Raw genomic sequence first — 13,892 nt, forward strand, 5'->3', positions numbered from 1 at the left:
TGTTAAAACGAATGGAAAAACTGTTTTACTTGACCCTGCTTGCACTTTTGCCCCTCATCACGTTTGCCCAGCGAAAACATTGTGGCTTTGAACCTGATTCCCACCAGATCGAAATCATGAAGGGATACCAGGAGGCAATCGAGCGTTTTGGACAGCATGCCCGCCCCGATTTGCGTGCCCCCATCCGGGTACCCATACGTTTGGTGGTTTTTTCCAGTCGAACCACCAGCCCTAGCCCTAGCCAGTCCGATTTTGAACGAGCACTACTTGCACTCAATAAAACCTTTCAAGCCGCCAATCTGGAGTTTTTTGCCTGTGATAACTTACGGCGGGTCATTTCCTCCCGCTACGCTGATTTTGACAGCGATCTGGACGAAGACAATGTATGGAAAACCTATGGCCGCTCCGGAATCATCAATATTTTTTGCTTTGAAGACATTGATTTTGGAAGCACCCTGGGGTATACCTACCTCCCCTCGCGGAATGGGCCAGAAGCCTTATTTCTCCTTCAGGAAGAATTACTGACGTCCACCTTTCCGCACGAAATGGGGCACTACTTCGGCTTGTACCATACCCACGGCAAATCCAACTGTGGCACCACTGATGAATTGGTCAACGACCCCAATTGCGCCCGTACGGGGGATGATGTATGTGACACGCCGGCTGACCCCAATTTGGAGGGTTTATTTTGCCGAGGGAGCCTGGTCGATTCTTCCACTTGCACATATATCGGCAAAGAGCTCGACCGTTTAGGCCAACCTTTTCAGCCCGATCCCAGCAACATCATGGCGTATACCTGGGAGCATTGTACCACCCGGTTTACGCCAGGGCAATACGAGCGTATGCGCTTTTTTGCCGAAAATGTACGGCTGTACGCGGAGGATTGTTCGGGGCGAAAAATATGCCCCATTCCCCAGGTTGTGGCCAGCCAGCTCAGCCCGGGATTGATGCAGTTTGACTGGACGGCCGGAAGCACCTCCACTTTTCAGGCGCGTTATCGCCTCGGGGAAGATACCACCTGGATTTCTCTCAAAAGCATTTATGGCAACAAGTGGCTGGCCTACGACCTTGCACCTTGTACCCGCATCGAGTTCCAGGTGCGCGCTCAATGCGGGGATGCCTACACGGACTGGTCGGCCTCTTCCCTGGCCTTCACCAAGGGTTGTGCCAACAACGATGGGTATTGTACCAGTCTGGGGGGCAGTGAAAATGTCTGGATCAACCAGCTGAGCCTGGGTGAATGGTCAAATAAAACGGGCGACAATGGTGGCTATGACCTTTTTACCCCCAATGACTTGAACATCACGGCGGGAAAAAGCTACACCTTAGCCTTACAACCGGGAGGCTTCACTCGTGCAAGAGATACCTTGTACTGGCGGATATGGGTTGACTTCAACCGAGACAAAGATTTTAATGACCCCGGCGAACAAGTTTTTCAGGCCAAAAGCCGTGGGCGAAGCACCACCGTGCAAGGGAGCCTGGCTTTTCCTGATTCACTCGCGGGTACTTACCGCCTGCGGATTAGCCTTTCCAAGGGCGCTTATGTGGATGCCTGCGGAAAGGGAGGGATCGTCCTGGAGACCGAAGATTATGAATGGGTTATTCAAAAAGCGCTCAGTTGCCCGGCACCAAGCAAAGAAATGTTGACTGCGCTGGATTTAGGGGGAAAAGTGCAATTGAATTGTAGCTTGGCAGGGACGCAGTACTATTGGCGTTACCGACCTGATCACCTGGATTACTGGCAAAATGAATTCGAGTCAAACAGTGATTCACTGATTATCAATGATTTTCTGAACTTACATAAAAAATACATCTGGCAATTAAGTTTGCAGTGCAAAAATGGAATACGTAGTGACTGGTCTGAAGAGCAAGTTTTTGAACTTAGTCAATGCTACCTTATTGACACTGCTCAAATTAGGCATACAAAATTTACATTGAATAACGAAGAAAATAATGCTGAAATCCACATTATTCCCAATTACATTCCCAATTATTACCAGGCTAGTTATCTCGGAGGTAATACTGATATTGTTCATGCCTGGTCTTATCGGGAAAAGGGCGCTGGACAATGGATAGACACCATCTATGAGGTTGCGCCCTATATTGATTCTTTGGTTGTTATTGAACCCGTCAAAATAAATACCACTTATGAGGTAAAACTAGAGTCTTTTTGTAAAAATGATCCTTCAAAAACTTATCAGAAGCTAGCAGAGCTTAGGATTCCTGCTTCCTGCTTTAAACTCCCCAAAGAGGCAATAGTGCTTAAAAGAGTTCTGAGCACCTCAGCCAGTTTCGCTGTGGAATATTATGCTTATTTAATCAATGTGGTGTCGAAATATGAAATCCGGTACCGAGAAAAAACAACCAACACTTACAAATTTACCCAATCGACAATTGCGCTTTTCGGGTTTAAAGACCTCAAACCCAATACCACCTACGAACTCAACGTACGCATGATCTGCCCCGAGGGAAAAATTGCCGAATGGTCGGATGATGTGGTATTTACAACCCCAGCCGTTGGCCTTGTTGAGCCAGCGCTACAGTTGAATCCGCTGGGCCTTGCTGCCGAGTCGGGTACGCCACAGTTGCGCATCATCCCGAATCCCAACACGGGCTTGTTCACCCTGCAAGCCCCGAATACCCTCCAGGGCGAAGGCCATGTACTGATCTTCAACAGCACGGGGCAGCAGGTGCATCAGGCAAAGTTAAACTTTAGTGCTGGCCTTCCAGCTGAGGTGAGGCTTGCGGGGCAAGCTCATGGAGTGTATTTCCTGCGTCTGCAAGTTGGGCAGGCGGTTTTCAGCGAACGACTCATTCTCCTACATCATTAACCCATCTTAACGACCTCATTTTATGAAAAAATACTGCTACCCTATTCTCTTGATTCTTTTTATACTGGGTGTATCCAGCTCGGCTTTTGCGCAAAGACCCAACTACCATTGGGCGACCAAAATTGACATCTTCGACAGTGATGTGGCAGATGAAGAAGGTGGCCCCTTGATCGAAATGCTCGTCGACCAACAAGGCAATTCCTATTTGCTCGGCGGGTTCCAGGAAGGACTTCAGTTGGATTTCCGCACCTTCCTGCCAGAACATCCCGATGGCATTTATCAATTCTTTTTAGCCAAGTACAATGCCAAGGGCAAATTGGAATGGTACCGTACCATTCGGGAATCGGAGTTTGGCTTGGTGGATGTATTTGACATGGTGCTAGACGACCAGGGCCAGGTGGTGATCGGAGGCATCAGCAGTGCCGATACCACTTACCTGGGGCGGAATGATTACCTGGTCTCCAGTTGTGGGGCCGATTCGTTTTGTGAAGACCTGTTTGTGGTCAAATTTTCAGCAAAGGGCGATCTGATCTGGGAGCAGCAGGTGAGCACCTCAGCAGGTTATTTTTATGACTTGCGTCTAAATATGAACCAACAAAACAACCTGTTTTTGACCTTTTTCAGTTACAGCGCAGATAGCATTTACATCGCCGATCAAAGCATTGGAAATGTGCCTGAGGATGGCATCTTCACTTTCCAAATGGACTCCAATGGAGAATTGATCTGGTACAGCCAAGGGGACCAGATCGATGCCAGTTTGGAGCTTTTGGATGTAAGTGCTCAGCCTGACGGTTCGTTCTGGGTGCTGGGTGAATATTCTTTCGGCGATGAAGTGGACTTTGGGGATGGGTTTATTTTACAAAGTATACCTGAAATTGACCCTGTTTTTGATCAGGCTTACCTTCTCAAACACGATGCCAATGGCAACATCGAGTGGTTGAGTGAGTTCAATAGTGAAATCTTGTATGCCCGCATGGTAGCAGGGAAAAATGGAGACATTTATGTGGTAGGCAGTTACTCCGAAATTTTGTATTACAATGGTCGGGTGGTTTTGAGCGATATTGGCATCAATCCAAACCCCGAAGACGACCTCACGACCTTTGTCCTCAAATTGGACCCGGATGGAAACATCATCTGGAAAAAACAACTCCCTCAGGTGGTCCCCCTTTGCATCGACTACATTTTGGAGTCCTCATTTCTGCCTTATCGCAGTTGGTCGGTAGATGCAGCGGGGCGTTTGTTGATGCCACTGTATTACCTCGCTTACGAGCCTACTACCCTACAGGTGGAGGATAGAACCATTGAATTGCCCATTACTTTCTCCGACGAAGACAATAGCATATACGAATGGGGCGGATTGGCCCGGATTGCACCCTCCGGAAAACTGGAGTGGATTGCTGATTTCCCCTTGGATTCTGCCAATCATTTTTACCCTCATTTTATCCGCCCCGGCCCCGATGAATCCTTTTACCTGGAAGGGGCCATGTACCTTGATACCCTGCGCTTGGGCAACAACACCTTGGTTACCCAAGATTACATTTCCTCCGTACTAACCCGCTTTGACTTTTCGCCCATTTCCCGTAGGCCCTCTCCGGGGCAAGTGCCGTTCCCGCTGCCAACGCCGATTGGAACCGAAAGATTGCAGGTGCCGCTGGCTGATCAAGTAGCAGTGCAATTGTACCCCAACCCGGCGGAAGATCAGCTGGAACTTAGACTTCCACAACCTTTGAACATCAGCTCAATCCTGGTCCGTGACGCTTTAGGGCGGGTAATCTGGCGGATGGCCGGACAAGAAAACTTTACGGGCACCAGCATTGCTGTACGGAACTTTAACCCTGGAATGTACGTATTGGAACTGCAAACTGCTGTAGGCATTCAATCAATTCAATTTGTAAAAAAATAAGGTACTTATTCCCCGTAGGCGCTTGAAAATTCTAGCTCATGAAACATCTATTTTACCTTGTTCTCTTCTGTTGTTTGTTTCAGGTAGAACTGAGTGGTCTGTCCGCCAGCACCAATGCCTGCCCAGCACCTGATGCCGATAGTTTGTGGATTGTGTACAAAAACACCAGCCAGGTCGCTTATCAATACCTTGGAACCGGGTATCGCGAGGTACAATGGCGCTACAGAGCCATTACGGATACCGCCTGGACGGCCTTGCCCGGGCAATCCGGGGCAGTAACTTTAGGAGTAGACAGCCCCTATGAATTCAGTGCCAGAGGGCTTTGTGCCAATCAGGAGCTCAGTGATTGGAGCAGCCCCAAACCCTTTGTGATGCCCTGCACGCCTCTGGTACCCGCAGACCTGACGATTGAATACATAGGCAATGGATCGGTGTTGTTCGAGACAAACGTCCAGGCAAAAAAATATTTCTGGCGCTACCGGATCAAAGGAGCGGCCAATTGGAGCCCCACGATTGAACGGGAATTTGGGGTGCTTTTACTGGAGCAATTAAAAAGTGATGCGCTTTATGAGTTTGGACTGCGCATTCAATGCTTCAATGAAACGATCGGAAACTGGCTTACAGTGGAATACCAAATGCCTTGTGTCAAACCGGTGGTTACTGATCTATCCGTAAGCACCACCTTGGAACGTGTCACCATAACCTACGGCAAGGATAACTTTACCAAGTTGGATTGGCGCTACCGAATAGTTGGGGATACCAACGCTTGGCGATATGACGGGTATGTTTCCTACAAACAGCTTATTCTGAATCAACTTCAACTGAAGCCCGGAACACTATATGAAGCCCAGGTGCGAAAGCAATGTATTGGGGAAATAGATTGGACGGATTGGACGGCGAGTATCACCTTCCGAAGTAGGCTTTGCCAGTTACCCGATTCGATCAACTTCTATAATGTGTTTACCAACACTGGTCAGCTTTTCCTCCTGGCAGAAAATTCCAATGCCTCCTGGGGCGTCAATGATTTCCTTTGGCGGTACCGAAAACTAGGAGATGCAGTGTGGCTGGACACGATCAAAACAGACGAAAATGTCGTGACTATTAGAGGGCTGGTGCCTGGTGCAACTTACGAAGTGGAACTTGAAATGCTTTGTACCGAAAATGGAAACAACAAGGTAAGCTTCAAAGGAGTGTTCACACTGCCGGTAGAATGCTTTGTTTTTGAAAAAGAAAAAATCCAGCTATCCAAAATCACCATTTCTACGGCCCAAGTCCATGTGAATGCTCGGGATAAAATCAACTATAAAATTCGCTACCGGAATGAAGGCGCAACCGAGTATACCTATCGTACGGGTTCTACCTTTTACCCCAGCGTTTTGTATCGACTGAAGCCGGGTACAAAGTATGAATTGGGCATTAGTGTAATTTGTAAACAAAAAGAAGAATGGTCTGAACCAATCTACTTCAAAACCCCTGCCTGCGATCTTCCTTACGGTGGAGAAATTTCTGCGCTAAAAATTGGGCCAGATTCTGCCTCCCTCGCACTGGAGTTTTTTGAATTTGCAGCGCCCCTGGAGAACTTGGATTATCAATGGAAGTATCGACCCAAAGGTCAGGCAAACTGGGCTTTTTTACCCAGAAACAATCAATCTCAGGTGTTGTTGACGGGTCTTACGCCTTCGCTTGAGTATGAAGTAGTTGCCCATGTCGCTTGCCCCAATTCGGCTATAGATTCTTTGGTGATCAGCAGTCAATTCAAAGCAGTATTGGATTCTTGCAGCCAACGACCACCACTGCTATCTTGGTTAGAGACATTTCAAGACACCATCAATTCCAATGTTCATCTGAGCTGTAATTTTGGCAAATCCGGTTATCAAGTGGAAGTAAGGTTTAGGGACAAATCTAATGTTCAAAATTTTTGGAGGACTGTTCCGTCCTTGATCTCTTGTGATAAGAGCTCACTTGTTTACTTTCTCGAACCGGGCACCACAGATGAATTTCAGTTTCGGGTGATTTGCCCTAGCGGCAATGTTGGGCCATGGTCGGCAATCTTTCAAATGGAACGAGGAAAACCAGTGATCGAGGCTCCAGCACCGGAAAAGGAAAATAAGTTCATCAATGTTTTGGGCAAACCACTCGTAAGGAAGTTGACGATCTTCCCCAATCCTACCCCCGGCCGTTTTTCAATCCAAAGCTCAGTCGAGCTGAGCGGCCCAGGCACCCTCAGCATTTATGGTAGTGATGGTCGCCAAGTGCTGCATCGCTCTCTGGAAAATGCTTCAGGATCAAGCTTGGACATTGACTTGTCGGAGCATCCGGCAGGGCTCTACTTCGTTCGCTTGCAAGCAGGAAAAGTAGGCTACACTGAAAAAATATTGCTGCAAAAACCATAAGAACTAACCATCAAAAATGGATTCCCAAGGGAATTGACTCTAGCTCATGAAAAACTTTTTTTACCTCGTACTCTTACTGGCTTTACCCCAGATGATTTTGGCCCAATCCGCAGAAATTGGCTGCGGCTTTGAACCTGACGCCGCAACGATCCAGTGGATGAACAGCCACCATCAGGCACTGGAACGCTTTCACAACAATCCTGATGCTCGCCCTCAACTACGAGCAGTGAAACGAGTCCCCCTCAAATTCGTTGCTTTTAGTTCCGGCAAAACCGCCAGCCTCTCTCAGGCCGAAGTAAACCTGGCTGTGGCCAATTTGAACAAGGCTTTTCAACCCATGGGGATTGAATTTTTTGCCTGTCACCCTCCACTCAATGTCCTGTCATCGCCCTATGGTAGCTACCTGATCAGTGAAGAAAAGGCGCTTTGGCAGGAGTTTAAAACGGCAAAAGTCATCAATGTTTTTTGTGTAGAAAGTATTGAATATGGGAGCATTGCTGGATATACGTACTTGCCAAACCGAGGTGCACCTGAAGCGCTTTTTATGCTCAAAAGCCACTTGAGTCAATCTACTTTTGCCCACGAAATGGGCCATTATTACGGCTTGTACCATACCCACGGCAAAGCAAATTGTGATGTCCTTACCGACGAACTGGTCAACGACCCCAATTGTGCCCGCACTGGAGATGATGTATGTGACACTCCCGCTGACCCGAATTTACAAGGGCTGGGCTGTGATGTTAGTTTGGTAAACAGCAGCACCTGTGCCTATACGGGCACGCTGCGTGATAAAAACGGGGAGCTGTACCAGCCAAATCCCAGAAACATCATGTCTTATGCCTGGCCCAAGTGCAAAGACTATTTTTCGCCCGGGCAGTATGAACGGATGCAGTATTTTTCTCAGTTCAGGGTATACCCCGAAGAGTGCCCTGCTGAAGTATGCACCATCCCATCCATCACTCAAATCGACTCCACCTACAATTCCCTTCAGTTGCAGTGGACGGCATTTGCACAAGACAGTCTCTATCAAGTGCGCTATCGGACTTTGGGGGATACCAGCTGGACAATCCAAAACCTCACGAGTAATCTCTGGAGTTTGAAGAACCTCAAACCTTGTACCAAATTGGAGGTGCAAGTGCGCCGGGCTTGTGGTAAGGAGTTTTCTGCCTGGACTAGCGTTTTGAACCTCAAGACCCAGGGTTGTGGAGGGGTTTATTGCGCCAGTTTTGGCGGAAATAACCCGTCTTGGCTCAATCGAGTCAACATTGGTGCCTGGGCTTACACCTCAGGGGACAACAAAGGATATTTGCTTCGGGAGAACAGTGGTCTGTCCCTGACAAATAACACTGAGTACAACGTACAACTTGAACCTGGTGGAATATTGCGAATCAGAGATACCTTGTACTGGGAAATTTGGGTAGATGCCAATCGCGATCGGGATTTTGAGGATGCCGGAGAGCGCGTTTACGAGGGCAAAAGCGCCTACCGGACGGCCAATAAGGGCACTTTTTCTATACCTGCTACACTCAGCGGTGGTTCAAGCCGCATGAGAATTATTCTGTCTTTGAACAATTGGGCTCAAGGGCCTTGTGATACTTCAGCACAGGTAATTGAAACCGAGGACTATGGCATCAATCTGCAATCTTCCCAAACTTGCGCCACCAGTTCAAAAAACATTGCACTCTTAAAACTAAGGGCTACTTCAGTTACCCTCAAAGCCCAAGGCCTGACCTCACCTCGTTATCAATGGGAGTTGCGGGATGCTGGCACTGGCCTGTTGGTGATTGCCTCACCAGCACTTAGCATCGATAGTTTTCCCATTTCAGCATTGCAAGGCAATACCCGTTATCAGGCTCGCCTACGTATACTGTGCCCGAATGGAGCGTATAGCAATTGGTCCGATTACCTGTTTTTCACCACCCTGGACATTCCTTGCCCCGCACCTGATGCCAGCACTTTGACGGTCAGCTTGCTAGGATCTAGATCTGCACAAATGAATTGTGGTAAACAGCCCAATGCGGCGTATTACCAATTTCAATACCGCATCAAGGGGACTGAAACCTGGACCAACGGCCCGCTGAGTAGCCAAAATTACTCCTTCATCGCAAGCTTACAGCCTGCAACGGTCTATGAATTTAAGGTAAAAGTGTATTGCAATACCAATTTGAGTACGGTTAGTCCTGATTCGAAAATTGCTCAATTCACAACTTTAGTGGGTTGTAACACTCCAGATTCGACTACATTAAGAGTTAATCAAATCACCCATCAAAGTGCAGTTTTACAATGCTTAGCATCTAGCACTGGTGGGTTTTTTGAGTTTTCTTATCGGGTTCGTGGCACTGGAACCTGGACGGTCTTGCCAAGAGTGAGCAATTCCAGCACCACGGTACAAGGCTTAAAACCGGAGACATTCTATGAGTTTAGAGTCCGAATTTTTTGCACTACCGACTTATCTTTGGTATCGGGATACAGCCCAGTCAAATCTTTTAAAACCGAGGTGGAGCCCTGCATTGCTCCAGTAGCCACCGAACTAACGCTGAGTTACCTGGATGTAGCCAGTTACCGCCTTACCAACAAGCGCAAAGGAATAGCTTATTACTGGCGTTGGCGGATAAGCGGAACCAATGTTTGGGCAGATAGCCTCAAAACAGACTCCTCCAGTATCTTGTTGCGCGGCCTCGTATTTCCACAGGCTTATGACTTTCAGGCACGGGTGCAATGTGCCGAGTCGCGCTGGAGCAATTGGAGTCCAGTCATCAAAATTCAAACTCTCGACATACGGTGTTCCGCCCCCGATTCTACCCAAATGCTTATTACTTACCGCGGTCCAGAAGATATTGCGTATGAGTACAAAGGCACCAAACTGCGTAATGTGCAGTGGCGGTATAAAGCGTTAAGGGACACTGGCTGGATAAGCTTACCTGGCTCCTCGGGCAAACTCCCCAGTTTGAATACCGATTCACCCTATGAATTTAGCACTCGTGGGTTGTGTATTGCCACCAACGAACTTACGCCCTGGAGTCGATCCCGCTTGTTTGTAAAACCCTGCCCAGCCATCAATGCCAATGACTTCAGCATCCAATACGAAGGAGAGGGTGCTGTGCTATTACAGGCCAATGTGGTAGCTGCAAAATACCTCTGGCGTTATCGGATCAAAGGCACTTTCAGCTGGAGTACGCCCGTCGAAGGAAATAGCGACTTGTTTTTGTTGAAAAACTTAAAAGCGGATACCCGCTACGAGTTTTCCTTGAGTGTACAATGCGGAAATGGCGCAGCAACGGCCTGGGTAACTCAAGAATACAAACTACCCTGTACCGCATTGGCCAGCGAAATCAGTGTATCCAGAATTACACCTTATAGCGTTAACTTGACCTATACCAATTTCAACTATTCAAAGCTTGAATGGCGCTATCGCTTAAAGGGAGATTCTACCTGGACTCCTTACGCCTTCACCAACTATTACCTGATCGGTTTGAATACCCTTTCGCCTGACAAAATGTACGAAGCACAGATCAGAAAAATTTGTGTGGGTGAAAGCAGCTGGACGAATTGGTCGGGAAGTGTTTCTTTCAAAACACTGGCCTGTTTTATTCCAGATTCGATGCGCCTGACGCCCATTGTGATCAGTCCTTTTCAAGTACGGCTTTATGCAGAAAGCAGCATATACGGGTGGTATGTTCCTGAGTTCAATTGGCGCTACCGACAAGTAGGCGCAACTACCTGGAACTCCATCAACATCAAAGGTGAAAACGTCCTGAGTTTGTCGGCCTTAATCCCTGGCACATCTTATCAGGTTGAAGTGGATTTGGCTTGTGAAGAAGGTGGTAGCACTCAGGTCAAGACACTTACCAATACCTTCAGCCTGCCAGAGGAGTGCTTTGTATTGAAGCCAGAGCAGATCAAAATGGTAAAAGTAACCAATACCTCTGCACGAGTTGAATTAGCCCTTCCTTTTATCAACTCCTTCAAAGTCCGTTATCGGAGTAAAGGGAGCGAAAACTATATCGTGAAAAGCTTTGCCGAGTATTGGAACGCGATGGACTTGGTTCAGTTGACACCGGGTACAAGTTATGAGGTAGGTGTTCAGATGAGTTGTGGAAAAGAAGCCAAATGGTCCGAGCCTGTTTATTTCACGACGCCCAATTGTCAATTGCCCTATGCGGGTGAAATCACTTTGTTGAACACCGCCACGGATTCAATCCAAGCCATAGTTGAGTTTTTTGAATACGATAAACCTTTGAACAATCTTCAGTACAAATGGCGCTATCGAATCAAAAACACCCCGGGATGGACTGCCGCTAAAGGCCAAAATGCGGTTCGGGTAGCCCTGGGTAAACTCATGCCTGATCAGGACTATGAGTTGCAGCTTATTGTGGGTTGTTTGGGGGAACTGAGTGATAGTTTTTTATTGAATAAGTCCTTTCGCACTGTTTCGGACATTTGTGGCCAAAAACCGCAGCTGTCCTGGTTGCTGATCAAACAGGATTCAAGCAATTACAGTGTTGAAGCCAGATGTAATTTGAAAGCTGGCTATGACCTTGAAATTCGTTATCGCCCCAAACCAGCTAGCCCTAAGGCATGGGATGATGATAAACCCCAAAAGATCATCTGCGGCAATAGTACCCTGTACTTTGGCTTTTACCTGGGCCCGGTTTACGAGTTACAGTTTCGAGTCCTTTGTCCCACTGGCAATGTCAGTGCATGGTCTGATGTGATAGTGTTGGAGAACAAACTTCCCGGAGATTGTGTGACGCCTACTACGGAAAACATCCTAGTGCGCAACATTCAAAGCAAACGTGCAACAGTCGTTGCTCAAAATCTATCCCGGAAACGCTACAATTGGTACTTGTATAGCCCCGATGACTTTTCTTCCCAGAATTTTTCAACCATTTATCAGGATTCACTGGTTTTGAACAACCTGAAGCCGGGGCAAACCTACCAACTTAGATTGGGCCTGGTTTGCACGCCATATGAGGTGCGCTGGACTGAGTTTATTACCTTCAATACCCTTCCGGACACGGCTGCGAATCCTTGCAAGAGTGTTTCTCCCAATGACCTGACCATTACCCAACTTGGATTTCAGGAGGCAGAACTGAGCCTTAAAAGTGTTCAGCCTCAAGAAAACATTCAATGGCGCTACCGCAAAGCTGACGCAAACGATTTTTGGCGGATTTTCATCACCCAAGGTCTTTCAAAACAGATCGTTTACCAACTGGAATTGGGCGTCAATTATGAGTTTCAGGTACGTAAATTGTGTAAGGATTTGAATGCCTGGTCTTCCTGGTCGGAGAGCAAAATATTTGCCCCCCAAAACTGTGCGTTACCGATACCTGAACAGGTATTTATTAATTTGAATTTTTACCAATTTCCTGAGCTGCGTGTCACTTTTAATGCCAACACGGGAAATTTCAAATATACCTACCATTTTTACCAACGCTTGAAAGGTAGTTCCACTTGGCAGGATAGCATCAAAACAGAAAACAATTCCGTTGGCTTTCAAAATTTGATCCCAGATTCCACTTATGAAGTCCAGATCAAAGTATTTTGTGGCGAGCGCTTTGCCACGTATAACCGTATCATAACCGTACCTTCTGAATGCTTCCAGATTGAGGCAAAATCAATCGGTTTTGAAGAGCCGACGCATCATTCGGTCAATGTTTTTGTACAAACTGCCAATACGCGGCTTTGTGAGTATCGTTATCGGATAAAAGGCAAGGAAGCTTACCTCTACCAGAGCATACGCGGGCTTAATGGGTACACCTTCTTGGAAAACCTGGTGCCTGGAACAACTTACGAATTAAATGCACGCATCAAGTGTGCGGACCCCAGCCGCCAAACCGACTGGTCCGAAACGGTTGAGTTTAAAACCAAGTCCTGCCTGATCCCACTTTATGGCGATTTGGCCGTCTTGAAATACTATGGTGTGGACTCGGTTTTGCTACAAGCCGATTTTGGTGGAGCCAATTATGAACCCAATCTGGACTATTTCTGGGAATACAAATCGGATCAGGATTCACGCTGGAGTAAGGAATATTTTCGTGGAACCAATCTTTTTGTGCTGAAAAACTTACTCAAAGGGGCTACTTACCAGCTGAGGGTTAACATCAAATGCCCAGGCGAGCAAGGAGATAGCTTGTTGCTGGAGACCAAATTAACCATTGATTCCAGCCAATGTACCCTTCCTCCTGATCCAGGTATTGTCTGGATGCGCGCAGATGAGTTTTCGAATTGGATTTTGGGTGTTAAACTCCCTGAGCTTTACAAATATCAAATACAGTACAAAGAAAGGTTCGGCACACCAGGCTGGATTGGTACTCCTGTACCTGCTAACCTGGCCATTGCTTTTGGAAATAGTTCTGCTCCTGAAGTAATCTGGTTCCGGATCATTTGCCCCAATGGCAATGTCAGCCCCTGGTCGGATAGCATTGTTACCAGACCCACTCAGCCGCTGGTAAACAATGAGGCAGCTGCGATGCTCCTCCAACCGTCATCTAAGGTCAAGGCAAAGCCTACCTTGCGCATCAGCCCTAACCCAAGTGCAGGCCAGTTCAAAGTAAGTTTGCCTCAAATTGAAGCAGCTGCCTCGGGCAGGGTAATTGAAGTTTTCAATCTATCTGGTCAAAAGGTATATAGCCAAAAACTGGACGGCGAGGAGGCTTCTCTCGATCTGTCGAATCAGGCAGGGGGGCTGTATTTTGTCTGGGTGCTGGCAGGTGATCAAACCTTTACCGAACGTATCCTTTTGCAAAAACCATAATCAAATAA

4 protein-coding genes are annotated in these 13,892 nt (G+C 47.4%); all 4 read left to right on the plus strand.

Going from position 1 to position 13,892, the window contains the following annotated elements:
- Nucleotides 1–11 precede the first annotated feature (11 nt).
- From ACO08K_RS20020 to ACO08K_RS20035, 4 genes are read left to right on the plus strand one after another with little or no spacing between them, the layout of a single operon-like run.
- Nucleotides 12–2,831, plus strand: coding sequence for a GEVED domain-containing protein (locus ACO08K_RS20020; protein WP_421798194.1), 2,820 nt, complete (start codon nt 12–14; stop codon nt 2,829–2,831).
- Between the two features lie 22 nt (nt 2,832–2,853).
- The gene (locus ACO08K_RS20025) at nt 2,854–4,734 is read left to right on the plus strand and encodes a T9SS type A sorting domain-containing protein (RefSeq protein WP_421798195.1); all 1,881 of its coding nucleotides are present in this window, start codon (nt 2,854–2,856) and stop codon (nt 4,732–4,734) included.
- Between the two features lie 38 nt (nt 4,735–4,772).
- The gene (locus tag ACO08K_RS20030; RefSeq protein WP_421798196.1) at nt 4,773–7,127 is read left to right on the plus strand and encodes a T9SS type A sorting domain-containing protein; all 2,355 of its coding nucleotides are present in this window, start codon (nt 4,773–4,775) and stop codon (nt 7,125–7,127) included.
- 46 nt (nt 7,128–7,173) lie between these two features.
- Nucleotides 7,174–13,884 (plus strand): fibronectin type III domain-containing protein, encoded by a 6,711-nt coding sequence (locus ACO08K_RS20035; protein WP_421798197.1) that lies wholly within the window; start codon nt 7,174–7,176, stop codon nt 13,882–13,884.
- The last annotated feature ends 8 nt before the right edge of the window (nt 13,885–13,892 follow it).

The organism is Haliscomenobacter sp. (genome assembly GCF_965225875.1).
Classification (GTDB): domain Bacteria; phylum Bacteroidota; class Bacteroidia; order Chitinophagales; family Saprospiraceae; genus Haliscomenobacter.

Excerpts from the sequence above, each read along its gene's own strand:
- ACO08K_RS20020 (WP_421798194.1), top strand. The coding sequence starts at position 12 with ATGGAAAAACTGTTTTACTTGACCCTGCTTGCACTTTTGCCCCTCATC.
- ACO08K_RS20025 (WP_421798195.1), top strand. The coding sequence starts at position 2,854 with ATGAAAAAATACTGCTACCCTATTCTCTTGATTCTTTTTATACTGGGT.
- ACO08K_RS20030 (WP_421798196.1), top strand. The coding sequence starts at position 4,773 with ATGAAACATCTATTTTACCTTGTTCTCTTCTGTTGTTTGTTTCAGGTA.
- ACO08K_RS20035 (WP_421798197.1), top strand. The coding sequence starts at position 7,174 with ATGAAAAACTTTTTTTACCTCGTACTCTTACTGGCTTTACCCCAGATG.